Origin of the sequence: Roseibium sp. (genome assembly GCF_051016195.1) — a bacterium.
In the GTDB taxonomy this organism is placed as follows: domain Bacteria; phylum Pseudomonadota; class Alphaproteobacteria; order Rhizobiales; family Stappiaceae; genus Roseibium.
This window is the reverse complement of sequence record NZ_CP134616.1, coordinates 4133678-4158378: the sequence shown is the minus strand read 5'-3', so window position 1 is coordinate 4158378 and position 24701 is coordinate 4133678. Positions and strand designations below refer to the sequence as shown.

Annotated in this window: 24 protein-coding genes; 15 read left to right on the top strand and 9 right to left on the bottom strand. The window is 58.9% G+C overall.

Features of this window, described 5'->3' with window-relative positions:
- Positions 1-92 precede the first annotated feature (92 nt).
- Positions 93-794 carry a LuxR C-terminal-related transcriptional regulator gene (locus tag RDA78_RS18940; protein ID WP_434051373.1) on the top strand — a complete coding sequence of 234 codons (702 nt, stop codon included), beginning with the start codon at positions 93-95 and terminating at the stop codon, positions 792-794.
- A 112-nt stretch (positions 795-906) separates the two neighbouring features.
- On the opposite strand, the gene RDA78_RS18935 is transcribed toward RDA78_RS18940, so the two are convergent.
- Complete coding sequence (locus tag RDA78_RS18935; RefSeq protein ID WP_434051372.1) at positions 907-1314, bottom strand: DUF4332 domain-containing protein; 408 nt, start codon at positions 1312-1314, stop codon at positions 907-909.
- A gap of 44 nt (positions 1315-1358) precedes the next feature.
- Positions 1359-1751, bottom strand: coding sequence for a DUF2780 domain-containing protein (locus RDA78_RS18930; protein WP_434051371.1), 393 nt, complete (start codon positions 1749-1751; stop codon positions 1359-1361).
- Between the two features lie 168 nt (positions 1752-1919).
- On the opposite strand from RDA78_RS18930, the gene RDA78_RS18925 reads away from it, so the two are divergent.
- From RDA78_RS18925 to RDA78_RS18890, 8 genes are all read left to right on the top strand, one after another.
- The gene (locus RDA78_RS18925) at positions 1920-3479 is read left to right on the top strand and encodes a helicase HerA-like domain-containing protein (RefSeq protein ID WP_434051370.1); all 1560 of its coding nucleotides are present in this window, start codon (positions 1920-1922) and stop codon (positions 3477-3479) included.
- A gap of 6 nt (positions 3480-3485) precedes the next feature.
- Positions 3486-4439, top strand: a complete 954-nt coding sequence (locus RDA78_RS18920) for a cation transporter (protein WP_434051369.1) — start codon at positions 3486-3488, stop codon at positions 4437-4439.
- A gap of 98 nt (positions 4440-4537) precedes the next feature.
- Positions 4538-5926, top strand: a complete 1389-nt coding sequence (locus tag RDA78_RS18915; protein WP_434051368.1) for a dipeptidase — start codon at positions 4538-4540, stop codon at positions 5924-5926.
- 69 nt (positions 5927-5995) lie between these two features.
- Complete coding sequence (locus RDA78_RS18910) at positions 5996-6577, top strand: TIGR00730 family Rossman fold protein (RefSeq protein WP_434051367.1); 582 nt, start codon at positions 5996-5998, stop codon at positions 6575-6577.
- Positions 6578-6718: 141 nt separating this feature from the next.
- Positions 6719-7312 carry a DUF1131 family protein gene (locus RDA78_RS18905; RefSeq protein WP_434051366.1) on the top strand — a complete coding sequence of 198 codons (594 nt, stop codon included), beginning with the start codon at positions 6719-6721 and terminating at the stop codon, positions 7310-7312.
- Between the two features lie 330 nt (positions 7313-7642).
- Positions 7643-8416 carry a DUF4886 domain-containing protein gene (locus RDA78_RS18900; protein WP_434051365.1) on the top strand — a complete coding sequence of 258 codons (774 nt, stop codon included), beginning with the start codon at positions 7643-7645 and terminating at the stop codon, positions 8414-8416.
- A gap of 343 nt (positions 8417-8759) precedes the next feature.
- A complete protein-coding gene (gene meaB / locus RDA78_RS18895; RefSeq protein ID WP_434051364.1) occupies positions 8760-9758 on the top strand; it encodes a methylmalonyl Co-A mutase-associated GTPase MeaB in 999 nt (332 codons plus the stop codon).
- The gene (locus RDA78_RS18890) at positions 9755-10363 is read left to right on the top strand and encodes a peptidase C15 (RefSeq protein WP_434051363.1); all 609 of its coding nucleotides are present in this window, start codon (positions 9755-9757) and stop codon (positions 10361-10363) included. Before meaB ends, RDA78_RS18890 begins: the two co-directional genes overlap by 4 nt.
- A gap of 940 nt (positions 10364-11303) precedes the next feature.
- Here the strand turns inward: RDA78_RS18890 and RDA78_RS18885 are convergent.
- Complete coding sequence (locus RDA78_RS18885) at positions 11304-11891, bottom strand: TetR/AcrR family transcriptional regulator (RefSeq protein WP_434051362.1); 588 nt, start codon at positions 11889-11891, stop codon at positions 11304-11306.
- A 221-nt stretch (positions 11892-12112) separates the two neighbouring features.
- On the opposite strand from RDA78_RS18885, the gene RDA78_RS18880 reads away from it, so the two are divergent.
- Together RDA78_RS18880 and RDA78_RS18875 are read left to right on the top strand one after the other, a co-directional pair.
- Complete coding sequence (locus RDA78_RS18880) at positions 12113-12586, top strand: YHS domain-containing (seleno)protein (RefSeq protein ID WP_434051361.1); 474 nt, start codon at positions 12113-12115, stop codon at positions 12584-12586.
- A gap of 265 nt (positions 12587-12851) precedes the next feature.
- A complete protein-coding gene (locus RDA78_RS18875) occupies positions 12852-14222 on the top strand; it encodes a TIGR03808 family TAT-translocated repetitive protein (RefSeq protein ID WP_434051360.1) in 1371 nt (456 codons plus the stop codon).
- 14 nt (positions 14223-14236) lie between these two features.
- Here the strand turns inward: RDA78_RS18875 and RDA78_RS18870 are convergent, their stop codons facing one another.
- Complete coding sequence (locus RDA78_RS18870; protein ID WP_434051359.1) at positions 14237-15043, bottom strand: dimethylarginine dimethylaminohydrolase family protein; 807 nt, start codon at positions 15041-15043, stop codon at positions 14237-14239.
- Between the two features lie 85 nt (positions 15044-15128).
- Between RDA78_RS18870 and RDA78_RS18865 the strand changes: the two genes are divergently transcribed.
- Positions 15129-15506 (top strand): GNAT family N-acetyltransferase, encoded by a 378-nt coding sequence (locus RDA78_RS18865; RefSeq protein WP_434051358.1) that lies wholly within the window; start codon positions 15129-15131, stop codon positions 15504-15506.
- A 19-nt stretch (positions 15507-15525) separates the two neighbouring features.
- Here the strand turns inward: RDA78_RS18865 and RDA78_RS18860 are convergent, their stop codons facing one another.
- On the bottom strand, positions 15526-16554 hold the full coding sequence (locus RDA78_RS18860) for an asparaginase (RefSeq protein WP_434056175.1): 1029 nt from the start codon (positions 16552-16554) through the stop codon (positions 15526-15528).
- Positions 16555-16589: 35 nt separating this feature from the next.
- The gene (locus tag RDA78_RS18855) at positions 16590-17768 is read right to left on the bottom strand and encodes an aminotransferase (RefSeq protein ID WP_434051357.1); all 1179 of its coding nucleotides are present in this window, start codon (positions 17766-17768) and stop codon (positions 16590-16592) included.
- A 276-nt stretch (positions 17769-18044) separates the two neighbouring features.
- Between RDA78_RS18855 and RDA78_RS18850 the strand changes: the two genes are divergently transcribed.
- Entirely contained in the window at positions 18045-19628 is a 1584-nt protein-coding gene (locus tag RDA78_RS18850) for a SulP family inorganic anion transporter (RefSeq protein WP_434051356.1), read from the top strand.
- A 154-nt stretch (positions 19629-19782) separates the two neighbouring features.
- The gene (locus RDA78_RS18845) at positions 19783-21618 is read left to right on the top strand and encodes an adenylate/guanylate cyclase domain-containing protein (RefSeq protein ID WP_434056174.1); all 1836 of its coding nucleotides are present in this window, start codon (positions 19783-19785) and stop codon (positions 21616-21618) included.
- Positions 21619-21642: 24 nt separating this feature from the next.
- Here RDA78_RS18845 and RDA78_RS18840 read toward each other — a convergent pair whose 3' ends face one another.
- On the bottom strand, positions 21643-21927 hold the full coding sequence (locus tag RDA78_RS18840) for a phosphopantetheine-binding protein (RefSeq protein WP_434051355.1): 285 nt from the start codon (positions 21925-21927) through the stop codon (positions 21643-21645).
- 110 nt (positions 21928-22037) lie between these two features.
- Positions 22038-22379: a hypothetical protein gene (locus RDA78_RS18835; RefSeq protein ID WP_434051354.1), complete on the bottom strand. Its 342-nt coding sequence runs from the start codon at positions 22377-22379 to the stop codon at positions 22038-22040.
- Between the two features lie 416 nt (positions 22380-22795).
- Here RDA78_RS18835 and RDA78_RS18830 point away from each other — a divergent pair, with 416 nt between their 5' ends.
- Complete coding sequence (locus tag RDA78_RS18830; RefSeq protein ID WP_434051353.1) at positions 22796-23185, top strand: DM13 domain-containing protein; 390 nt, start codon at positions 22796-22798, stop codon at positions 23183-23185.
- A gap of 99 nt (positions 23186-23284) precedes the next feature.
- Here the strand turns inward: RDA78_RS18830 and RDA78_RS18825 are convergent, their stop codons facing one another.
- Positions 23285-24670: a homospermidine synthase gene (locus RDA78_RS18825; RefSeq protein ID WP_434051352.1), complete on the bottom strand. Its 1386-nt coding sequence runs from the start codon at positions 24668-24670 to the stop codon at positions 23285-23287.
- Positions 24671-24701: the final 31 nt, after the last annotated feature.

The window sequence follows — 24701 nt, the reverse complement described above, 5'->3', positions numbered from 1 at the left end:
CGAAACCTGAGTTTAACCCATCTACGGTCTGAACCGGCGCACCCGGAATGACCGGAAAGCAGCGGTGTGTTAGGCCGCGAAGGATGTGCACAATGCTTGACCAAGCTGAACTGAAGAGCAAACTGAGGGCAATATCGGAAGCAAACGCAGCCCATCATGTTCTCGACATACTGGAATCAAATCTCCGGCGCCTGGGCGCCACCAATATTCTTATTACCGGTCTGCCGATGCCAAACCGGCCGATCGACAATCTTGTGCAGCGGTTCCGCTGGCCCGACCAGCGAAATGACGGCATCGAGAGCACGTCTCTGTCTGCAAACGACAGCGCCCTCATGCTCGGCCTCGGCTCGAACCGGGCGCGCGTCTGGACGATCACGGCAGGCGACATGGAACACTCAGACCTTCTGGCATCTGCCGGTGAAGGCAGCCAGATCGTCATCGTGCCGGTAACCGAGCTCTACCCCTTCCAGGCTTTCGTATTTGCCAGCGGCCCGTCTCTGCAGGTCAACAAGTACGACCTTGCAAATCTTGAAGCCATCTCGGCAGCCGCCTTTTCCCGCCTGCGCGAACTCGGCGTCGTCTCCGGTCAGCGTCCCGGCGCGCTTTCGAGCCGCGAACGCCGGGTCCTGGAACTGACCGCCTACGGCAAGACCGCGGGCGAGATCGCAGACGTTCTGGACATATCGCAGAGAACGGTTCACGCACATCTTCAGAACGCCAGCGTCAAGCTGAACGCATCGAACAAGACACATACCGTGGTCGAAGCTCTGCGTTACGGACAGATCAGCGTCTGACCAGCCGTCCCGGCGCTAGCAGCGGAGCGGGAGCACATCCGGTTGGATCTCATAAGAAAGGCGCGCCACCGGCGCGCCTTTTCAATTTTGTTTCAATGCCCTGAATTGTTGGTCAGTAGGTCATCATCGGCGGAAGTTCTTTCGCCTGCTCCACCCACTTCGTGACCTGGCTTTCGCTCGGCACCTGGCGGACGAGGCTTTTCTCGTCGTTTACTTCCTTCATCTTGGCGGCAAGGTTGGCGGCATTGCGATGCTTCAGTTCCTTCACCGTGTCGACGCCGGCCGCTTCAAGCAGCTCCGAATACTCTTCACCGACCCCGCTGATACGCATCAGATCTGCCATGTTGGCCCACTTCAGGATGCGTTTTCCCTCGATACCGGTTTCTTCTTCGAGGGCCTTGCGTCCCTTCGGATCCTTCGCACGCTCAAGATAGGCCTCGGTCGTCTTGATCCCCGCTTCACCCAGTTTCGCAGCGTAAGTCGGGCCAATGCCCTCGATTTCGTCTATCGAATAAGACATGCGCAATGAACTCCCTTTAAGACCGTAGCCGAACCCTGGGGCAGCTAGACGACTTGGTTCAACCCCGGAATTTGTGAAATTACTTCATCCACAACGTCGTCCCCTGCTTTTTCCTTAGCATAGGAAACCAGTTCTTTGACAACACTTTGAACGCCGCCCATGTCGAGGCCTGCACTGTTCAGTTCGCTCAAGGCTCCCATCGCCCCCATGCTGCCACCCATCATGCTGCCGAGACCGCCCAGAAGCCCGCCTCCGGAACCGGCGCTTTCCCTCGCGCTGACAAGTTCGGAAGCCCCTGGAAGCGCGTCGAATATGAGCTGCATCTTGTCTTCCGGCCCTTCCTTGTTGAGGAAGCTCAGAATAATCCCGACGGCGTTTGTCGCCAGTTCCTGATCGATACCGGCGGCGGCCATGATTCGGTTGATGAGTTCTTCCATAAGGATCTCCGGAAATGAATTTTGGTGCGGGGCCGGTTATTGAGCCCGATTCGCCGCTTATCTAACCGTTTTGAGCACCGCCCGTCGACCGAAACACGAACGACAGGCGCGCATTTTCGACAGGCCTTTGTTAGGTTCGACAAAAGCCAGCGAGATTCGGGGGGCACAGTGAAGGGATCAGACAGCATTTTCATCGGCGCGAGTGAGAAGGACGAGACGCTGGCCTTGAAGCTCGCCAACCGCCATGGATTGATTGCGGGGGCCACCGGAACAGGCAAGACGGTGTCGCTTCAGATCCTTGCGGAAGGGTTCTCCAAAGCCGGAGTCCCGGTCTTCTGCGCAGACATCAAGGGCGACCTGTCCGGGCTGGCGGCCGAGGGCGTTTCCAAGGATTTTCTTGAAAAACGGGCAAGCGATGTCGGCATCGCTGACACTTACGAGTATCAGGCTTTTCCAACCGTCTTCTGGGACCTGCTCGGCAAGCAGGGACACCCGATCCGCACCACGGTGTCGGAAATCGGTCCCCTGTTGCTGTCCTCCCTGCTCGAACTGAACGACACCCAGGAAGGTGTTCTCAACGTGCTGTTCGAGTTGGCGGATGACGAGGGGTTGCTGCTGCTCGACCTGAAGGATCTGCGCGCGATGCTTGCCCACGTGGCTGAACGCGCCTCCGAGCTCTCCACGCTTTACGGGAACGTATCCAAGGCATCCATCGGCGCGATCCAGCGCAGGCTCCTGGTTCTGGAGCGCCAGGGCGGCGAGAATTTCTTCGGCGAACCGGCCCTCGACATCCGCGACTTCATCAGAACCGCGCCTGACGGACGGGGCGTCGTCAATATCCTGGCAGCAGACAAGCTTATGACGTCTCCCAGGCTCTACGCGGTTTTTCTCCTGTGGCTGCTGTCGGAACTCTTTGAAGAACTTCCCGAGATCGGCGACCCCAAGAAACCCAAGCTGGTGTTTTTCTTCGACGAGGCCCACCTTCTGTTCAGCGGCGCGCCGAAAGCCCTCGTCGAGAAAGTCGAACAGGTTGTCCGCCTGATCCGCTCGAAAGGCGTCGGCGTTTATTTCGTGACCCAGAACCCGCTCGACATCCCCGAAACCGTCCTGGCGCAGCTCGGCAACCGTGTCCAGCATGCCCTGCGGGCGTTCACGCCCCGGGACCAAAAGGCTGTCAGAGCGGCCGCTGAAACCTTCAGGCCCAATCCGGATCTGAACACCGAGCGGGTCATCACCGAACTCGGTGTCGGAGAAGCGCTTGTGTCGACTCTCGAAGGCAAGGGCATCCCCTCGGTGGTCCAGCGGACCCTGATCAGGCCTCCGTGTTCGCGCCTGGGCCCGCTCAAACAGGCCGAGCGTAGGGCGCTGATCCAGTCGAGTGCTGTCTTCGGCCTTTACGAGCGCGCGAAGGACCGCAAGTCGGCTTACGAGATCCTGATGAACCGGGCAGACGAAGAACACCGGCAGGAACAGCGCAGCCGCGAACGGGAGGAAAAGCATGCCCACAAGCATGGCGAGCCGCGCCGCTCCCGTTCCGGCTTTCAATTGCCCGATTTCGGCCGGGATGATCGCCCCAAAAAGGAAAGCATCGAACGGCGCTCCAGGCGCAAGAGCCAGCGGGACACCGTCCTCGAAGCGGGTTTGAAGTCAGCGGCCAGAAGCCTTGGCACATCTCTCGGACGTGCGCTCGTGCGCGGTTTGATGGGATCTCTCAAACGCGGAAACTGATCTCCGATGGACGACAGCCGTGAGATAGAACGACGGGCATTGGCCGTTGGCAAATGGTCCAATCTGTTCATGGCGTTCGCCGGTATTCTGACGGCCTGGCTCTCTCGCTCGGACGCCATGCTGGTGGATGGCCTTTATTCCGCGGTCAATTTTGTTTCCGCCATTGCTGCGGCGCGCATCGGCGCGCGCGTCGGATTGCCGCCGACCAAAAGTCGGCCCTGGGGGCATGACTTCGACGAGGTTCTCTATGTCACCTTTCGCAGCCTCGTCCTGATCGGCATTCTGGTCTTCGCCGCCGTCGTGGCCGGCATCAAGATATGGACATTCTTCTCCGGCGGTGACGTGCCGGAACTGGTTTTCGGACCGATCGTCTTCTATTCGGTCACCATCGTGGCGATCTGCCTCGCACTTGCGTTCAACTATCACCGCGCCTTCCGGAAAACCGGAAAACGAAGCGCGCTCTTGAAGACCGAGGCCCGCGCTGCCCTGATCGACGGCGCTTTGAGCGTCGGTGCCGGAGCCGCCCTGCTCTCCCTGCCCTTCCTGGAAGATACCCCGCTTGGACCATATGTGCCGATCGGCGATGCGGTCATTGTCCTTGTCCTGATCCTGGCGATCATCTGGCAACCGCTCGCAGCCTTTCGCACCACGCTCGCCGATCTGGCAGGGGTCAGCGCTCCCGGCAGCACACATGCAAAAGTACTGCGTGCCGCTCGTGACCTGTGCCGCAGCCATGGATACACACTCCATCGCGTGGCCGTCTTGCAGGCAGGACGCATGCACTACGCGGCAATCTATCTGGACCCTGAAAAAGCCGTGCTTGCAGAGGAAATTGACGGCTTTCAGAGCGAATTGTCCGAGCGTCTTGAAAATTCGCTCGGTCCTACGCGCATCGAGATCATCGTAACCGCCCGAGGCGGTTTACCCGCTTCCCCCCCGCTCCTTCCACAGAAGGGATAAATCCATTTGCGCTTCTGTCACGCTTGTGGCCTGTTAGGGGCTCCTGACAGGCATGTTGTGCCGGCTTATCCAATCAGTTTCAAATTCGAGGATCCGTCATGAGTTCCATCGACAAGGTGTTGTCACGTATCGAAACCAATTTCGAAACCAGCCTCGACCGCCTGTTCGAGCTGCTCAAGATCAAGAGCATCTCCACCGACCCGGCTTTTGCAGCCCCGTGCAAGGAAGCGGCAGCCTGGCTGGCGGCAGAACTGAATTCGATCGGCGTGGAAGCGTCTGTCCGCGAAACCGCTGGTCACCCCATGGTTGTCGGTCATCGCAAATCCGGCAAAGCCGGACCGCACGTCCTGTTCTACGGTCACTATGATGTGCAGCCGGTCGACCCGCTCGAGCTTTGGGAGAACGACCCCTTCGAACCGGGCATCAAGACCCGGGAAGACGGCAGCAAGGTCATAACGGCACGCGGGTCCTCGGACGACAAGGGCCAGTTGATGACGTTTGTCGAGGCAGCACGTGCCTATATCGAGGAAACGGGCGACCTGCCCGTCGATGTCACGATCCTCTTCGAGGGCGAAGAGGAGTCCGGTTCACCATCCCTCCAACCGTTTCTGGAAGCACACAAGGACGAGCTCAGCTGCGACCTGGCCCTGGTCTGCGACACAGGGATGTGGGATGCCGAAACGCCGGCTATCGGCGTGATGCTGCGCGGAATGGTCGGTGACGAAATTGTCGTCAAGGCCGCGAGCCGCGACCTGCATTCCGGTCTCTATGGCGGCTCCGCCCAGAACCCGAACCATATCGTTGCCGGCATCATCGCCGGTCTGCATGACGAAAACGGCAAGGTCACGCTGCCCGGGTTTTATGACGGTGTTCTGGAACTGCCCGAAGACGTGAGCGCCATGTGGGACAATCTCGGCTTTTCCGTGGAAGAATTCCTCGGCGACGTCGGCCTGAAGTACCCGCGTGGAGAGAAGGATCGGAACCCGCTTGAACATCTCTGGTCCAGGCCGACCGTGGAAGTGAACGGCATGTGGGGCGGCTACCAGGGCGCCGGTTCAAAGACAGTCATCCCGGCTCAAGCCCACGCCAAATTCACGTTCCGGCTGGTCGGCGATCAGGATCCCGACAAAATTCAGGAAGCTTTCCGGGCCTATGTCCGATCCAGGGTTCCCGCTGACTGCTCAGTCGAGTTTACCGCCAAGGAGGGCAGCCCCGCTCTTCGGCTGGATCTCAAAATGCCCGCGCTTGAAAAAGGCGAGATCGCACTCAAGAAGGAATGGGGCAAGGAAGCCGCCCTTGTCGGCATGGGCGGTTCCATTCCGATCGTCGGCGATTTCAAGCGGTTTCTCGGCATGGATACTTTGCTGATCGGCTTCGGCCTTGAAGATGATCAGATCCATTCACCAAATGAGAAATACAATCTCACCAGCTTTCACAAGGGAATTCGCTCCTGGGCACGTGTCCTGGACGAATTGTCGAAAAACTAGACCGGAAAGAAAGTCTCCGGCGACGCAGTCGGCAGCAACAGACGGCGATGCCGCAGAGCGGGAGTAAACATGAAATCCATTTGTGTCTTTTGCGGCTCGAGCTTCGGCACGCGCACCGGCTACGCCGAAACCGCGACGGAAACCGGTCGTCTGATTGCCGAACAGGGATACCGGCTGGTTTATGGCGGTGCCAAGGTTGGTCTCATGGGCACGGTTGCCGATGCTGCTCTCAACGCCGGCGGTGAGGTTGTCGGCGTCCTGCCGCGCGCGCTTGAAGAAAAGGAACTCGCTCACGAAGGCCTGAACGAACTTCATCTCGTGAGCTCGATGCACGAGCGCAAGGCTCTGATGGCTGACCTCTCTGACGCCTTCATCGCCCTGCCGGGTGGTGCCGGCACCCTGGAAGAGATCTTTGAAGTCTGGACATGGGGACAATTGGGCTACCACCGGAAGCCCTGCGGTTTCCTGAATGTTGAAGGTTACTACGATCAGCTGATCGCCTTCCTGGACCATCAGACACAGGAGGCTTTCACCAAGAAGGCAATGCGGGACATGGTTCAGATTGCCAGCACCCCGCAGGCATTGATCGATCTGTTCAACAGCTACGAGGCGCCGGAGACCCCCAAATGGATCGACAGGGACCAGACCTGACGCCCCGGTTCACGGACCGCGTTCTTCGCGAACTTTCCACAGCCCCGGTCTTGCGCAATTGCAAAATTATCCTGAGTTGCTAAACCCTTGTCAGAACTGCGCGTAAGGTGCAGCACCGAAAAGAACTTACGTGTTTGGACCATGGGCATCAAAACTCCGACCGCCGCCGCCATTCTGACCGCCTGTGCCGTGAGTGCATGTTCGCCAACAGGTGACTATGCCGGGACGTCCGGGCGGCTCGCCCAGACATCCAACGTGACGCTGGTTCAGATCACCGAAGACAATGTCGGCGGCATCACGCCGGAAACCAGGTACGGCTCCAAGTCCATCGAAAGCGCCCTGCCGGGCTTCACGACCGAGGGCGTCCAGACTGCGGTTGAAAACAAGACGGAATGGGCCCTTGCCGCGTTCAACACAGACGGCTTTCAGGTGCTTCAGGTGTTCAAGGGGTCGAAAGGCAAGATCGGTTCGGTTCACGGCGTGACGCATCATCTGCAGGGACCGAACGGCGAGCGGATCGGCATGACTTTCTCCGCCATCGGAACCGCCAGGTCCGATTGCAGAGCAGGGAAAAACCTGTGGCGCGGCATGGCCATATGCGAATCAACCGGCCACCCGAATGTCGAACTCGTCTACGCCATTCCCGGATACCAGGGCCCGTTCGATCGCCTTCCGCCTTCCAAGGAACTCTTCGACGCCGAACTGCAGAGAATTCTCTGGACGCCGAAAGGCTGAACTGCTTAGCGAAACCGTAACTGACCGCCTTCTGACTGTGATACTGGTCACTGAATCACAATTGCGTCTCCCGTAAGCTCATCCTCATCAGGACGAGCGAGGATGGAGCGATGATGCGATACGGTGAAAAACGCACGGACCATATCACGATGGTCTGCCCGTCCCTGTTGCCGCTTCCAAGCGAACCGGAGCAAGAGCAATCCAAAACGACACGGAAACAGGCTTCGGATTCACCGATCGCCTTAAAACAGTCTTAGGGCAGGCAGGATAGATTGCCTGCGAAGGGATCAATCAGATCCTCCCGAATAGTAACTGTGCAGTTTCCGGCCAATGCTCAAGATTGCTTACATTTCCCTGATTTGCATCCTGCCGGCAGCGTATGCCGCCTTCGAACTCGCCAGCGTCTCGGCACCTTCGGAAAACGACACCAAAATCCTTTTCGTTGGCAATAGCCTGACCCTGCGAAACAACCTTCCGTCCATGGTGCAAAAAATCGCGGCGTCGAAGGATATCAAGGTCTTCACGACGATGCACGCCAAGGGCGGGGCTCAACTTTCAGACCATGCGCGCGACAAGAACGTCAAGCAGACGCTGGACGAAATGGCCTGGGATTACGTAATCCTGCAGGAGCAAAGCCAATTGCCGGCGCTTCGCAACCAGACCCTTGCGCAAAAGACCTTACCTTATGCCGGCAAGCTGGCGGACCGCGCCCGCGAGGTATCTCCCGAAACAAAAGTCGTGTTTTACATGGCCATGGCGCACAAGGACGGAGACCAGTTCAACAAGGAGCGTTTCCCGGAAATCGGCACCTATCGTGGAATGCAGTCTCGGATAAACGCAGCATATCGGACCATGGCCCGCCAGAACAGGGCCACCGTTGCCCCTGTTGGAGAAGTCTGGGCGAAGATGCGTGCAAGACATCCTAACATCATGCTTTACGTCGACGAAAGACATCCGAGTGTCGCGGGAACCTATCTGGCCGCCTGCGTTTTCTTCACCACACTTTTCTCCCAGGGCTGCTCAGCAGCCTACCACCCCCAATCTCTGGACGATGAAACGGCCTCCATCATTCAACAGGTCTCGGACGCCGCGATGCTCCCGTGAGCAGACCCCATGCCGGACCGCCGCTATTCCCCCAAAAGGGACCGTGACCTTTGCCCTGTCCCGGTTTAGGGTCAGGCCCCATTAACTTGGTTGAATTGGCGCAACAAACGGCGATGAGTTGCAAGGAAAAGTGCGACAAGCGGGTTCCCGCCCGGTCGAGCGGTTTGACGCCACGGGGTGAAGCCATTTCCATGTCTTTCGGATTTGACTGGCTTGCTTCTCCTCGGCGTTGCGAAAGGCTTGAAAATGAGGGACATTTCCTGCGCTTCCGCGCCTTGACGAGAAGCAAGCCGCCTCAAACCATTCCGGCCTCATTTATGAGTCCATCACCTAAGGCCTGGGCATGACGCTGAAGACCAACGTGCTCGACCCGCATCAACTTGCGACCGACTTGAAGGCCGGGAAACGCGCCGCCCTGGCACGGGCGATCACGCTCGTGGAATCGAAAAAGGCGGAACACCGCCACATGGCACACCAGCTGATCCAGTCAGTACTGCCATCCACCGGCAAGGCGTTACGTGTCGGGATTACCGGAGTGCCGGGTGTCGGGAAGTCGACCACCATCGACACGCTCGGTTCCAATTTGACGGCAGCAGGTCACAAGGTCGCCGTGCTTGCGGTCGATCCCTCCTCCACCCGAACGGGAGGATCCATTCTCGGCGACAAGACACGTATGGCGCGGCTTGCAATTGACCAAAACGCCTATATCCGGCCTTCGCCGTCTGCCGGGACCCTGGGCGGCGTTGCCGCGAAGACCCGTGAAACAATGCTGTTGTGTGAATCGGCAGGCTTCGATGTCATCCTCGTTGAGACCGTGGGCATAGGCCAGTCTGAGACAACGGTCGCCGACATGGTGGATTTCTTTCTCGTGCTGATGCTTCCGGGCGCCGGCGACGAATTGCAGGGGATCAAGAAAGGCGTCCTGGAAATCGCCGACATGATCGCCGTCAACAAGGCCGACGGCGACGGCGACCTGCGCGCACGCTCCGCTGCCTCCGACTACCGGGCCGCGCTGCACATTCTGGCGCCGAAATCTCCAAACTGGACGCCCCCGGTGATCACCGTTTCAGGGCTCGCCAATGAAGGCCTCGACAAGCTTTGGCAGCAGGTCGAACTTTACGGCGACCGCATGCGGGCAAGTGGCGAGTGGCAGGAAAAACGGAGCCGGCAACAGGTTGCGTGGATGTGGGACATGCTCCAGCAGCGGATGATGGAAGCACTCAGAACCGGCAGCAAGACCGCCGATCGCCTGAAAACGCTTGAAGACAACGTACGAAACGGCACCACCGCAGTGTCTCTCGCGGTTGACGAATTGTCTGCATTGATGGGGCTGAAGGAATGAAAAACACCAGCAAGACTATTCTGGTAACGGGTTTTTCTCCCTTTCCGGGCGCACCGGTGAACCCGACCCGGCACCTCATGATGCGCCTCCCGAAGCGGCTCGGCCCGCATCAGTTCGGTGTCGAGTTCGTGTTTCAGGTGCTGCCGACGACATGGGCCGGCCGCAACGAGGTCACCGCCAGGTTACGCGGAGAGATCAACCCTGATGCCATCGTCCATTTCGGTGTCGACGGCACGCGGCGGACGATGAATATCGAAACCCGCGCCGTCAATCGAGGGACCCGCGTGCGCCCCGATGCCGCCGGCGTTTCCTTGGCAAGGCCGGAGCTTGGCGAACGCAGCGAACGGACAAGACTTTCCGGCTTGCCCGCCCGGGCCCTTCGCGATGCGGCCAGGACCGCAGGCGCACCGGCCAACCTGTCGACGGACGCCGGCACCTACCTTTGCAACGCCACCCTGTGGGACTCCATCGGCTCCGGCATCCCGAGCATTTTCATCCATGTCCCGTCACTGCCCCGAGGAAAATCAGATCGCAGGCCATCCTATCCGGTCATCGAAGAAGCTGCCGTCAGATTGCTGCAGGAAATGGCGCGGCGGCTGAAATAGATGGATGTCACGCAGATGGCTTGGCATCATCAACTCACTGACCTTGGAGCAAAAGAGCATCTCTTGAGCTTCTTTTCGCATCCTGCCGAACCGGAAAAGGCGCAGCGCGCTGTCTCGAAGGAACGAGGTGCTTACAAGTTGTCGTCAACTCATTGTCGCGATTTCAACTCTTGCTCTTGCGTTCCCACTTGGCAGGGCGTGCGTTGCCGAAGCGCCAGGGCATGAATTGCAGGGTCGAGCCCTGCAATGACGGACGGCGGGTGACGTTTTGCGGGGTCAACCCAACCCGCACTGGTCATGCCATGGTTTGACCATGGCATCCATGCCGTTTCGTTTCCGCTCGGCACGGCGTGCATTGACGAGGCGTCAGGGCATGAATTGCCGGATCAACTCGGGCAACCGGGGCCGGAGCTCTTTCAAGACGGGTCATGACGCTGGTATCCCGTTCACGCTTCGGATTGTTTGTGGGCGTGCTGTCACCACAGGCTGACCAATTTTCCAAGCGGGAAAAGGACGTCGCAGGGAACATTGACGACAACGTGTGAAAAACCCGATCCCGGCACGGTCGCCTGCCGCTGGCCATCTGGCTGTTGCTCAGCAAGATGGCCACCTACAAAAAACACAAACAATCCCGGCTTACCCCGTTAGCGGCAAGGCCGGCAACCAGTAACCCCGGTAGAGGATCAGACCTGCAAGCGTCAGCGATTACTGGATCCCTGCCTTCGTAGGGATGACAATAAGATAGGTTGTTCCGGAGGAAGTGACGCACAGGTTTCGGCCTCACGCACTTTCTTGACACGCCTGACTTGACGCCTGAGTCCCCACTCCACCTGAACATCATCTAGTCCTCGGACCTCATCCTGAGGAAGGCCAAAGGCCTGTCTCGAAGGATGGGTCGCAAACACCGGCCGCAACTGGCCCCCGCCAAAGTCGGCTTGACCTATCGGCTCCCTCGCTCCAGCAGCCATTCCACCTGCCGGATACAGTCCGACGCCATGTCACGGGAAAGACCTGCGCGTCCCAGCACCCTCAGACCGAAATAGGCGGACAGAATGCCCCGTGCCGTCTCCCGGGCGTCTCTTTCGTGGAGCTGGCCGTCATCCTGAAGCGCCCGAAAGAAAGCGTTTTCCAGGCGATGCACCATGGCTTGAAGCTTGCCTTCCGCTTTTCCGCCTTCCGCCGCCTTGTCGATCAGCGCGTTGCAGAGAAAACAGCCGAGCCGATCACCATCCTGCTCCACCGCCTGTGCCACCTTTGCGAAGAGACCGAGGATACGTGTCCGCCCGGATCCCTCCGCAGGATTGGTGAGATAGCCGACCGTACCGCTGATGACCTTGTCATTATACCGGTCGAGGGCGGCCAGGTAGATCGACTGCTTGTCCTGAAAGGCCTTGTAGAACGATCCCTTCGTGATCTCCATGGCCGCGAGCAGTTCTGCAAGCGAGGCTTCTTCGTACCCGACATCCCAGAACAGGCCCATCGCCTTGTCCATGGCCTCGTCAGCATCAAATTCACGCGGTCTTGCCAATTGTCATCCTCGCCCGGCGCTCACGAATACTTCACCGGGACCTCACACGCTTGTGTTTTGTACCGATCGGTTCCTAACCTTATCTTCTGGTTACCGGCACGGCGTTGGGCAACTCTGCCATATTAGGAACCGAATGGTACCGAAAACATCCCTTCAGAGCAAACGCGTCTTGCCGGTCCAAATTCAATGCCTGTTTCGGGCTGATCCCTGGGAGTTTTGATATGCTAAAGAACCTCATCCGCGGCTCCGTCGCTGCGCTCGTCGTCGTCTCCGGTCTCGTCTCCAGCGCCTTTGCAGCCGGTTTCGATGTCAACGCTACGGTGACCGGCCTCGCTTTGCGCGGCGTCGACCCCGTCTCCTACTTCACCAATGGCGCTCCGCAGGATGGCGACTTCTCCATAACCGAAGTCCACAACGGCGCAACCTACCGGTTCGTTTCCGAAGAAAACCGCGACCTCTTCAAGAAGGACCCGGCAAAGTATCTCCCGGCTTATGGCGGCTTCTGCGCATTCGGAACGGCCATGGGCGTCAAGGTCGACGGTGACCCTGATCTCTGGAAGATCGTCGACGGCAAACTCTACCTGAACCTTTCCCAGAGCATCCAGGAGCGCTGGAACAAGGACATTCCGGGTTTCGTAAAGTCCGCTGACGACAACTGGACCCAGATCGAAAATACCGACCCGAGCGAACTCTGATCGGTCTTCTGCCCCTCAAAGATCGATCAACGCCGGCCGGGAACCATCCCGGCCGGTTTTTTGTTGCCTTTGCCATCGGAGCGGATGTCGCCACGCAAGACAATCGAACCTCTGCTCCCACGCCGGATCTGCGCAGGTAAGCGCGAGCGTCGGAACCTGCTGAATTCGCCGGATTTGGCACAATCCGGCACGGCCCTTGCTGATTATCGGTTGAACCAACGATCCGCATCCCATCGCGGGACGCTTTCAGCAGGTAGCAGTGCAAATGAAACGCGACATAATAAATCCGAGCCGCAGGATGTTTCTTGCCGGGACAGCCCTGTGCCTTTCCGGGACAGCCGCGGCGGCACAGATGAATATCGCCGATTTGCGCGGATCGATCGATTCTGTCGATCTCGGCCTCGTTCCAAACGCATCGGACGATCAGACAGCACAGTTCCAGAACGCCGTGAACCGGGCGGTCGAGCGTGGCAGGGCCCTGTTTCTGCCGGCTGGTACCTATCCTGTTGCCAATCTCAGGCTGCCCTCCGGGACGCTGATCGTCGGAGTTCCGGGAAGAACCCGCCTCGTCTACCAGGGCGGAGGCGGACAACTCATCAAGGCGGAAGGCGTCAGCAACATCGGCCTCCAGGGGCTCACTTTCGACGGAGCGAACCGGTCGATCGGCGACTTCACCGAAGGACTGCTGCACTTCGTCGGTATCCGCAATCTCGGGATAGACAACTGCGACATCGCCGGATCCTCGAAAATGGGTCTCGTTCTCGACAGATGTTCCGGGCGGGTTGAAAACTCGCGCATTTACGGCGCTGCAGAAGCGGGCATCCGTTCCAACGAGGCCGACGGCCTTGCGATTACCGGCAACACTGTCACCGATTGTGCCAATGGCGGTATCTGGATCCATCGCTGGCGCGAAGGCGAAGATGGAACGATTGTCTCCGGCAACCGGATCGAACGTATTGGAGCGCGTTACGGCGGCACGGGTCAGTTCGGAAACGGCATCAACGTGTTTCGCGCAAGCGGCGTTCTGATCTCCAACAACCGCATCACCGACTGTGCCTTCTCAGCGATCAGGTCGAACACCGGTTCGAATGTTCAGATCCAGGGCAATTCGTGCCTCAGATCCGGCGAATGCGCGATCTATTCGGAATTCAATTTCCAGGGCGCGATCATCGCCAACAACATTGTCGATGGTGGAACGACCGGCATCTCGATCGCCAATTTCATGGATGGCGGCCGTTTATCCGTCTGTTCCGGCAATCTCATAAGGAATATTTCCGAAGTTGGACCCTACCCGCCGGAGGTTTCCGGCTTCGGCATCGGCATCGCGGCGGAGGCTGACACCACCCTGACCGGCAACGTCATTGAAGGCGCGCCGCGCTTCGGGATGCTGCTCGGCTGGGGCCCCTATATGCGCAACATCGCAGCTTCCCAGAACATCCTGCGCGACTGCGGCACCGGGATCGCGGTTACCGTGGTGGACGGAGCCGGGTCAGCCGCCATCACCAACAACATCGTGCAGGGCTCGAAACTCGGCGCCATCAAGGGTTACCGCTGGCTTGAACCGGCGACCGGCGAACTCAACGACGCCTCCCGTTTCGCCAATCTCACGGTGACAGGCAACCAGGTCAGCGCCTGACGACCCGTCTCCGTTCAGTCCGTGCTTAGGGCAAAGCGGAGCGACAGACAGGAAAGCCCGCCGTCGATCTTGCGCGCCTCGTGGGTCGGCAACAGCACGGTCTGGAAACCGACGGCCTCGATAGCTGCGAGCGTTTGCGGATACCCTTCCGGCACAAGAACAACATCGTTCACGCGGATCACGTTGGCGGCGTAGTCCTCGCCATCCGCGACAACCACCGTTTTCCGGTTGCCGAAGAAACCGCTGTCCGCCATGACCTTCGTCGCCAGGATGACATCGTCGCCGAGCGTCGAACAAGCGGTCTTGAAGTGAAGCACGCCATCAGGCGTCTCGCAGACCTCTGCCTCATATCCCCATTCAGCGAGAACACCTGCAAAGGCATCTGCCCCGGCGCGGTCGGTGCGGGCGGAAAGGCCGATCAGAATGACATCGTCCAGCATCAGGACATCGCCGCCATCCACGCATCCGTGCCCGGGCAAGTCGACGACCCTTTCGAACCGGGTTTCTAGAGCCGGCTTGATGGCGGTTCCCTCACCTTCCCGGCTCGTGGTGCCCGGACGCAACCGGATTGCCCCTTCCGGAAGACAAAACGCAGGGTCCTCGACAAAACAGCTGTCCGGGAAGTCTTCCAACGGAGGCAGCACATCGACCGTCAGACCCGACTCTTGCAGCGCCTCGACATAAAGGCCATGTTCCTCGCGGAACTTTTCGGCATCCGGGTCACCACTGTCGACCGCGCGGATCCCATTTGAAACGCTATTGGACGGCGTGCGCGTGATCGCGTGCGTGAAGCGATGAGACAGCCCGGGCCGATGCGCCATGAATTTACTCCGGTGAAGTATGAGCGGATCTGAAACAGTTATCAGACAGGCGAATTTAGCTGACGTTGCGCAGCTAAAACAGTGCGTGGACAGGGCCTATGCACCCCTAAAAGCGCGACTGCCGGATCTTCCCGATGTCTCAGGTGGACTTGAGCGGGAAATCGAGGACCGGATCGTTCTCGTCGCCGAGATGAATGATGGAGTTGCCGGGTGCGCCGTCATGAGCATCGACGGCTCAAGAGCCCATCTTGTCAACATCGCCGTCGATCCGGATTTCAAGGGCAAGGGTATCGGCAGAGCCTTGCTGGAAGCTGTTGAAAGCCGGGCCCTCAGGGACGGTGCAACCGGCATCGCCCTGGCAACTCATGTCGGCATCCCCGAAAACGTCAAGCTCTACCGGCATCTTGGCTGGAGTGAAACTTCAAGAAATGGAAATAAAGTTCTAATGAACAAGAAACTTTAGCCTTCAAGGTACGTCTAGTTCAAGGGAGCGCCGCCTTCAGTGCCTCAAGGAAATCGGTTCTGGGCTTGATGTGCCCCGCCTGCGCGCCGCGCCGGGTCAGCACGGGCGGATTGACGAGACCGTCAAGCAAAACGGCTTCGTCCTCGTTCAGGTCCAGCAGCGCTTCCAGAACGGTGGCCATCATGACCTCGGCTGCCCTGGTCGCACCATCGTCGCATTTGAGTGAAACCCCGAAACCGAGTTCCGGAAGGGCCGCGCAGAACACGCCCTCGGCGCCGGTCTTGACGAAGACCCGGCCCCTGAAGCCTTCCATCACCCTGGTGCAGAAGCGCTCCGCCCCGGCCACCATGTAGGGCTCGTTGATACAGGCATCGTAAATCTGCCGCGCTGCGTCTGCGCGCAACGGTTCCAGGCCCTCACCGGTCCCGAAAGACGCAAAAGCCTTGGCAAAGCTTCTCAGCGGAGACGCATAGGTCGGAATGGAACAGCCGTCCACGCCGCACACGTCTTCCGTGAGCGTTTCCCCCGTCATCTGCTCCATGGCAAGACGGACTTCGCGCTGCACGGGATGAGACGGGTCGATATAGCCCTGCGTCTCAACGCCCATGATCCTGGCGAGCCCGAGAAATCCAGCATGCTTGCCTGAACAGTTGTTGTGAAGCCCGCACGGTGTTTCGTCTGAAAGGATCAGTTTCGCCGCGTCTTCCATGCGCTTTGGCCACTGCGGACCGCATTCCAGGTCATCTTCGGTCAATCCGGCCTTAAAAAGCATGACGCGGGCGGCATTGGCGTGAACTTCCTCGCCATTATGCGAGGCGCAGGCAAGCGACAGCTCGGCATCGGTAAGGTCCAGGGCTTCGGCAGCCCCGGATTCCACAAGCGGCAACGCCTGCAGTGCCTTGATCGCCGATCGCGGGTAGACCCGTGCGTCGATATCACCGATCCCGCACACAAGCTTCCCCTGCGTGTCGGCAATCGCAACAGAACCGCGATGAATGCTCTCCGTGAGGCTGCCGCGCGTCACGTCCACAAGAGCCGGATTTTCCATGGAGTTTCTCATGCTGATCTTCTGATCGTTTTAGGCTATGCGGATTCGCTTCGGGCCGCAGTGAAAAATGCTGAAAGCCGCGCCAAAGCTTCGTCGATGACCCAATCCTGCTTGCAGAAGCAGAACCGGACAAACCCGGTCGGCGCATTGCCTCCGTAAAATGCCGAAACCGGCACTGCGGCAACCCCAGCCTCCGTCACAAGCCTCTGGCAGACCTCGACATCTGTGGTGCCAAGCCCGAGTTTTTCGAAGCCGCAGGTCAGGAAATACGTCGCCGCGCAGGGCAGAACGGAAAAGCCGATCGCTTCAAGTCCCCTGGCCATCCGGTCGCGTTTTTGCGCCAGATCGAGGGCGAGTTCCTGATAGTAGCTGTCATCCTTGCGCAAACCATAAGCGACAGCACGCTGCAGGTTGGGCGGGGTTGTGAAGGTCACCCACTGGTGTGCCTTGCCGATCGGATCGAGCAGTTCAGCGGGTCCCGTGATGTATCCGACCTTCCAGCCTGTAAGCGAAAATGTCTTTCCGGCCGAACCGATGCGGACCGTTCGTTCGCGCATGCCCTTAAACGTCATCAGCGGGCGATGCAAGGCACCATCAAAGACAAGGTGTTCATAGACTTCATCGCAGATCGCAAAGGCATCATGCGCCTTGCAGAGATCGCATATGAGCTGCAATTCCGCTTCGGAAAACACCTTCGCCGTCGGGTTCATCGGGTTGTTGATGAGGATCGCCTTGGTCTTGTCCGAAAATGCGGAGCGGAGCGCCTGTTCATCGAGCGTCCACGAAGGCGGACTGACACGAACCCGCACGGGAACACCACCCGCGCGCCGGACCATCGGCAGGTAACAGTCGTAAAGCGGCTCGATCAGAACCACTTCGTCCCCTGGAGACACAAGGGCCATGATGCAGTCCGCAAGCGCTTCCGTTGCTCCGGAGGTCACGATCACTTCTCTCTTGGGATCGATGTCCAGCCCGTAAAAGCGCTTGTTGGCCTCCGCGACCGCTTCCCGCAGTTCCGGCAACCCCAGCATTGGCGGATACTGGTTCGGTCCTTCGACAAGCGACCTGGCTGCCTCTTCACGGATGTCCTGCGGTCCATCGACATCCGGAAACCCCTGGCCCAGGTTGACGGCATTATGCGCCATTGCAAGCCGGGACATGGTTTCAAAGATGGTGGTTTCGATGCCGGTGAAAACCGGATTGGTCGATTTCATGACGTCTCCAGACCCTGTTTCGGTCGGTTCTAGTCCTCCATCGAACAACAGTCGAGCAGTTTTGTCCCGCGATAGGCACCGCATCCCTGACCGCTTTTCGGTGAAGAACGCGGAAATTCGGATGTTCCCGCCGTTTCCTGCATGGCAGCCATTCATCGCCACCCTTGCTGCATTGCAACAAATCGATTAGAAAGGCTCTAATTGATTTAGGTCAGAAATTGTGTCCCAGTCCGGCTGGGCGACCGTCTCACCGAACAAAACAGACTGGAGCCCGTCTTGACAGCACGTGCCGGGGCCGTTGCGCCTGTACAATCGACAAAACTGGATGCGTCGCGCATCAGGATCGAACTGCTCGCGGGCTTGACGGTCGCGCTGGCACTGGTCCCCGAAGCTGTCGCCTTCGCGTTTGTGGCTGGCGTCAATCCGCTTGTCGGTCTTTACGCGGCCTTCTTTGTCGGGCTGATCACAGCCTGTATCGGCGGCCGTCCGGGCATGATTTCCGGAGCCACAGGTGCGCTTGCGGTGGTCATGGTTTCACTCGTCGCACAGCATGGCGTCGAATACCTCTTTGCGACGGTTGTTCTCATGGGCATCCTGCAGATCGGCGTCGGCGTTTTGAGATGGGGCAAGTTCATCCGGATGGTCCCGCATCCGGTTATGCTCGGCTTCGTAAACGGTCTCGCGATTGTCATTTTTCTCGCCCAGCTCGGACAGTTCAAGGTGCCCGACGGCGCCGGTGGCCTGACATGGATGGGTGGTTCCCAGCTCTACCTGATGCTCGGCCTCGTTGCTCTGACCATGGTGGTGATCTGGCTGCTGCCGAAGATTACCACCGCGTTCCCGGCTCCACTTGCCGGCATTCTTGTCGTTTCGGGCCTTGCGCTCGGTTTCAACCTCGACACGCGCTCGGTCGGCGACCTTGCGTCCATCGCCGGCGGGCTGCCCGAATTCCACATTCCGATGGTCCCGCTGACACTTGAGACGTTGCAGATCATTCTTCCCTATGCGGTGATCCTGGCCGCGATCGGCCTCATCGAGTCGCTTCTGACGTTGAACCTTGTCGCCGATCTCACCAACACCAAGGGCGGGGCGTCCAAGGAATGCCTCGCCCAGGGGTCGGCCAATATCGTCACCGGTTTCTTCGGCGGCATGGGCGGCTGCGCGATGATCGGGCAATCGATGATCAACGTGAAATCCGGTGCGCGCACCCGCATATCGGGCATCGCAGCGGCCCTGTTCCTGTTGTCGTTCATCGTCATTGCCTCACCGCTCATCGAACAGATTCCGGTCGCGGCCCTTGTTGGCGTGATGTTCATGGTCGTTATCGGCACATTCGCATGGGCAAGCCTGAAGATCGTCCACAAGATCCCGCTGACGGACGCGCTTGTGATGGTCATCGTGACCGGAGTAACCGTCTATGCCGACCTTGCGGTCGCGGTTGTCGTCGGCGTCATCATTTCGGCGCTGGCTTATGCCTGGAACGCGGCCAGCCGCATCAGCGCACGCATCGGTACGAGCAAAGAGGGTTGGAAGGTCTATCGCCTGTCAGGTCCGCTTTTCTTCGGCTCGACAACCGGTTTCGTCGACCTGTTCAACCCGCAGAACGATCCGGATGATGTCGTCGTTGATTTCATGGACAGCCGCGTTGTCGACCACTCAGGGCTTGAAGCAATCGACGCCTTGGCATCGAAATACGAAGCGGCCGGCAAGCGCCTGCACCTGCGCCACCTGTCGCCCGACTGCCAGAAGCTTCTGGCCAAGGCCGGCAACCTCGTCGAGGTGTCTGTTCTTGAAGATCCGGACTACGAGATTGCAGTCGACTACGGGCAGAAGTTCGAAGAGCCTGCCAAGCAGGCCTGACGGATTTAGCCTTCAAAGACCAAGTGAATAAGCCCCGACGGTAGACAACCTTCGGGGCTTTTTCTGTCTTTCGGCGCACAATACCACCGGATAACACCTCTGCGGGCGAACACGCGCGCAATTTTGCGGTATTAATTCTGGAGAACACTTGGATGTGTACCGGGAAATCACCGTGCTCTTGCGCAACAAACTCTTCATTACGCCGACGCTGGCGACCGTCATCGGGACATTCGTGGTCATAACGGCCGCCGCAATCCTGATCATTCAGGCCATGACGTCCGAGCGTGTCATCCGGCAGCTGGGCGGCAGCCTGGTGGATCTGGGCATGGACACGTCGGAAGCCGCCTTCGCCGAACAGCTGCATGCGGTAACCGAGACGGCAAACTATACGCGCGCCAGCTGGGAAAGCAGCGAACTCTCCTTCGACGACCCGGATCATCTGGTGGGATACATCTACGGTGCCCTTGCCCCTCAGGACCGCGTCTCGTTCATGGTCATGGTCAACAGCGAAGGAAAGGGTGTCGACGTCGATCGCGGAGACGCCGACGGTGACATTCTGGGTGGCGACGTGGACCTGGCTGCCGACATTCCCAGCCTGACGCCAATCCTGGAACAGGCAGCAGGCAGACGGGATCCCTTCTGGAGCGAACCGCTCTACATGCCAACGCGGAAACACACCTATTTCATCTATACACATCCGCTTTACTCCGAAGACACGTATCGGGGCAGCTTCCTGATCGGAATGTCGCTGGAACGGATTTCTGACATCACCTGGTCGATCTCGACCGACGACATCACGGTGTTCCTGATGAAGGAAAAGTCGGAAGAGGTTGTCGCCCACCCCATGCTCGAAGATCACTTCGAGGAGTTGAACGCCGAAGCGCCACTTCTGCATGTCAGCCAGATATCGGATTTTTTCCTGTCGGATTTCTCCAGCCTGCAAATCGTCGACAACGAGGATTACAACATTCCCGAAGGCATGGAGCTGCGTGCGGGGCTGGACAATGACGGCTCCAAGCGCTTCATCATCATCGAGCACGAGAACGACAACCTGAAGGGTCTGCCGGCGCGCATCGGCATTCATTTTCCGGCCGAGTTTCTCGACCAGCCGCTTCAGCAGCTTCTGATCGCGATCGTTGTCGGCCTTGTGCTGCTCGTGGTTTCTCTTCTCGGCGCAATCATGCTCGCGCGCCGGATTGCAAAGCCCATTCGCAGGGCTGCCGCTGCGGCGACAGACGTTGCCGATCTGAACCTCGAAAGCGTGGAACCGCTGCCCTCTTCGATCATCCGGGAGCTTGATGACCTGTCCAGCGGATTTAACTCCATGGTCGGCGGTTTGAAGGCGTTCAATCGCTACGTACCGCGCACCCTGGTTCAAAAACTCCTAAGCGAAGGGCGCGCGGATGTCCTGCCCGAAGAACGCGAAGTTGCCGTTCTCTTCACTGATATCGCCGGCTTCACATCGGTATCCGAGGGCATGTCGGCGAGTGAGACCGCGGCCTTCGTCAACCACCATCTGTCCCTGCTGGGCGCGGAAATCACCAAGCTCGATGGCACCATCGACAAGTATGTCGGTGACAGCGTGATGGCTTTCTGGGGAGCCCCTGATCACCTGGACAATCCCGCGCAACCAGCTGCGCGCGCGGCGCTGGCCATGGCGGCTGCAATCCGCGCCGACAACGTGGAACGGACGAAGCGAAACGAGCCACCGGTACGCGTCCGCATCGGCCTGCACATGGGGCCCCTCATCGTCGGTGACATCGGTGCCCCCGCACGCGTCAACTACACGGTCATCGGCGACACGGTGAACGCCGCCGCGCGGCTGGAGAATCTCGGCAAGGAGATCGACCCGGACGCAGACGTCATCATTCTCGCATCGGGCGAGATCGCCCGCGGCCTAGACGCCAAAATCCGTCAGCAGCCGATCGGTCCGCAGATGGTGAAAGGCAAGAGCGAACCGATCGATGTCGTGCGTTTATTGCCTGACTAGGTGTGCGCTGTGCGGAACGCGGCCCTAACCAAGACCGGCCCGGGACGGGGCCTGCGCATAACCGATCGACTTTTCAATCGCACCTGCAAACGCTCCGAAAGTCCATTCACCGTCCTGATTTTCGATCCCGGAAAATGTGTCCTGAGGCAAACAGCAGCCGAATTCGCGTTCAATCGCCATGATCAGCCCGATGGCATCCAGGCTGTCCGCCCCAAGTTTGCTTAATGTGATTTCCGGCGTAATAACCCAATCGGCGAGTTTGAGATCCCTTGCGATCACCGCCTTAACTTTCTCAGAAATTTCCGACATTTAGACCCTAATGAATATTTTTGTGCGTACATTAAAAAAGAGACACGCAAAAATAGCATCGAGGTTGCAACGGGGCAATCTTCGTTGCAGTAAATTCTCGGCGATTGGGCTTATTTCGGGGCGACTGCACCTTTCGCAAGCCGTGCTTTCGACAGCCTGGTTGCCAGAAGATGGGCAAGGGTCGAGGCAAGAAAGACAGCCGACAACCCGATCCCGAGATCGATAGTTGCCGGATAGGGAAGCCGGAACGCGAATTCGAAGATTTCGATGAAACTTGCCGTGAACGCGACGAACAGACCGCCGGCAGCCAGGAACGCGGCGCTGTCCCGCGCGAGGATGCCCCGGCGCCGTTTGGACTGAAACAGCCGGGAGACCAGGAAATAGCCGAGCACGGTCAAGAAGAACGCTGTCAGGGCTGCAAGCAGCAGCCCGAGGTCAAGAATGTAGGTCATGATTCCAATTCCGCCTGGATTCAAAGGAAGTGCTTTTGCGCGGCATCCCGCCGCGACAGACCTTTCACCGACGAAATCGGGCTGTCGTGATGCGGAAGCTGCCAGTGCCGCGTGCGCTTAGGATCAGGCCTCATTCATTTGGATGGGGCCTGGTCCTAGGTAGGAACGCACGGCCGCACAATCCAGAAACTTGTAGGAGATTTAATCCTTAATGGCGCTTGTTTGCGCCACAGACCGGACAACCGTCCAGTGGGCCTGCGCCGGTACCGGTAACTTGTCCCTCCCCGTCTTGTGAGATTTCTGGAGGGGAATGTGCGTTTCAAAAAAGGGATCGCGGAACAATCTTGAGTCCTGCGGCCGCATGGCCCCGAAATCAACGAACCGTTCCGAACACCCCGACAGGTCAGGACAACATGATGAAGAACCGCAGACAATTCCTCGCCCTCGCCACAGGCCTGGCCGCCACTTCGATGGCTGTCACAACAGTGCCCGCGTTCGCAGGCAGCAGCCGTTCGGGCAATTTCTCAGGCCGCAGCAACCATGTCACGACCGGGAAAACGGAACTCAGCAGCAACAACGTTGTCCTTCAGAGCAACTTCAGCCTTGATGGCGCACCCGACCCGCGTGTCGGTCTCGGCAAGAACGGCAAATATGACCCGAAGGCGGATCTCGGCGCATTGAAAAAACTCACCGGCAAGCAAAGCTACCGGATCGGAAAGGGGATCAAGGCTTCTGACTACAACGAGGTCTATATCTGGTGCCGCAAATTCAATGTTCCCCTCGGCGTCGCCAAGCTCGGCAACTGATGCCGTCAGCACAAGGAGAAGCCCCGGCCTTGAGCCGGGGCCAATGATCTGAAGAGATCCCGGATCATGACCGGGATTCCTGAGATTCATGACCTGCTGCTAGCGCACCAGTATATTCTTGAACTGCCAGGGGTCTTTCTTGTCGATGTCCTCCGGGAAAAAGCCCGGACGTCCGTCAAGCGGTGTCCAGTCGGTATAGTAGCCCTTGACCGGTCCGAGATACGGCATCTGGATTTCAAGGCAGCGCTTGTAGTCCATCTCGTCGGTTTCCACGATGCCCGCTTCCGGGTTTTCAAGCGCCCAGACCATTCCGGCGATGACCGCCGAAGTCACCTGCAGTCCGGTGGCATTCTGGTAGGGTGCCAGCTTGCGTGTCTCTTCGACCGAAAGCTGGGATCCGTACCAGTAGGCGTTCTTCTTGTGGCCGTAGAGCAGCACGCCAAGTTCGTCGATCCCGTCCTGGATCTCGTTTTCTTCCAGAACATGCAGCTTGTCCTGCACCTTTCCGGCTCCGCCGAACAGTTCGTGAAGGGAGAGAACCGCGTCATTTGCAGGATGATAAGCATAGTGACAGGTCGGTCGGTAATTGACCTTCTTGCCGTCTTCCAGCGTGAAATAGTCGGCGATTGATATCGACTCGTTGTGCGTCACCAGGAAACCGAATTGCGGTCCGGGTGTCGGGCACCATGTCCGGACCCGTGTATTCGCGCCAGGCTGTTCCAGATAGATTGCCGCGTTGCAGCCCTTTTTGTGGCTTTTGGCATTGGCCGGTTTCCATTTCTCGTGGGTGCCCCAGCCGAGTTCGGACGGCTGGAAGCCCTCCGACAGGAAGCCTTCGACAGACCATGTGTTCCAGAACGTGTTCGGAGGCTTTGCTGCCTTGGCGCGCTGCGTGTCCCGTTCGGCGATGTGGATACCCTTGACGCCGGCTTTCTTCATCAGCTTCGCCCAGCCCTTGCGATCCTGGGGCTCCTTGAACTTGACGCCGGTTTCGGTCGCAACATCGACGAGCGCCTTCTTCACGAACCAGGACACCATGCCGGGATTGGCTCCACAGCAGGAGACCGCGGTCGTGCCGCCGGGCTTCTTCTTCTTTTCCTTGCGCACGGTTTCGCGCAGCGCGTAGTTCGTGCGATCGGCAGCCGGAGCATTTTCATCGAAGTAGAAACCCAGCCAGGGTTCAACGACTGTATCGATGTAAAGCACGCCGAGTTTCCGGCAGAGTTTCATCAGATCGAGCGATGACGTGTCGACCGAGAGATTGACGACAAAGCCCTGCCCGTCTCCTTCGCTCAGAAGCGGGGTCAGGATGTCTTTGTAGTTGTCCGGCGTGAGCGCCACCTTCTGGAAATTGTAGCCCTTGCCGGTCACAAGCCTGGCGTCGGTATCGACCGGATCGATCACCGTGAAGCGGGATTTGTCGAAGTTGAAATGGCGCTCGATCAGCGGAAGCGTCCCCTTGCCGATCGATCCGAGACCGATCATCACCAGCGGCCCGGTTATGGTGCCGTGAACC

Coding starts and splice junctions, on each gene's coding strand:
- RDA78_RS18940 (WP_434051373.1), top strand. CDS start 93: ATGCTTGACCAAGCTGAACTGAAGAGCAAACTGAGGGCAATATCGGAA.
- RDA78_RS18935 (WP_434051372.1), bottom strand. CDS start 1,314: ATGTCTTATTCGATAGACGAAATCGAGGGCATTGGCCCGACTTACGCT.
- RDA78_RS18930 (WP_434051371.1), bottom strand. CDS start 1,751: ATGGAAGAACTCATCAACCGAATCATGGCCGCCGCCGGTATCGATCAG.
- RDA78_RS18920 (WP_434051369.1), top strand. CDS start 3,486: ATGGACGACAGCCGTGAGATAGAACGACGGGCATTGGCCGTTGGCAAA.
- RDA78_RS18915 (WP_434051368.1), top strand. CDS start 4,538: ATGAGTTCCATCGACAAGGTGTTGTCACGTATCGAAACCAATTTCGAA.
- RDA78_RS18910 (WP_434051367.1), top strand. CDS start 5,996: ATGAAATCCATTTGTGTCTTTTGCGGCTCGAGCTTCGGCACGCGCACC.
- RDA78_RS18905 (WP_434051366.1), top strand. CDS start 6,719: ATGGGCATCAAAACTCCGACCGCCGCCGCCATTCTGACCGCCTGTGCC.
- RDA78_RS18900 (WP_434051365.1), top strand. CDS start 7,643: ATGCTCAAGATTGCTTACATTTCCCTGATTTGCATCCTGCCGGCAGCG.
- meaB (WP_434051364.1), top strand. CDS start 8,760: ATGACGCTGAAGACCAACGTGCTCGACCCGCATCAACTTGCGACCGAC.
- RDA78_RS18890 (WP_434051363.1), top strand. CDS start 9,755: ATGAAAAACACCAGCAAGACTATTCTGGTAACGGGTTTTTCTCCCTTT.
- RDA78_RS18880 (WP_434051361.1), top strand. CDS start 12,113: ATGCTAAAGAACCTCATCCGCGGCTCCGTCGCTGCGCTCGTCGTCGTC.
- RDA78_RS18875 (WP_434051360.1), top strand. CDS start 12,852: ATGAAACGCGACATAATAAATCCGAGCCGCAGGATGTTTCTTGCCGGG.
- RDA78_RS18870 (WP_434051359.1), bottom strand. CDS start 15,043: ATGGCGCATCGGCCCGGGCTGTCTCATCGCTTCACGCACGCGATCACG.
- RDA78_RS18860 (WP_434056175.1), bottom strand. CDS start 16,554: ATGGAAAATCCGGCTCTTGTGGACGTGACGCGCGGCAGCCTCACGGAG.
- RDA78_RS18855 (WP_434051357.1), bottom strand. CDS start 17,768: ATGAAATCGACCAATCCGGTTTTCACCGGCATCGAAACCACCATCTTT.
- RDA78_RS18840 (WP_434051355.1), bottom strand. CDS start 21,927: ATGTCGGAAATTTCTGAGAAAGTTAAGGCGGTGATCGCAAGGGATCTC.
- RDA78_RS18835 (WP_434051354.1), bottom strand. CDS start 22,379: ATGACCTACATTCTTGACCTCGGGCTGCTGCTTGCAGCCCTGACAGCG.
- RDA78_RS18830 (WP_434051353.1), top strand. CDS start 22,796: ATGAAGAACCGCAGACAATTCCTCGCCCTCGCCACAGGCCTGGCCGCC.
- RDA78_RS18825 (WP_434051352.1), bottom strand. CDS start 24,670: ATGATCGGTCTCGGATCGATCGGCAAGGGGACGCTTCCGCTGATCGAG.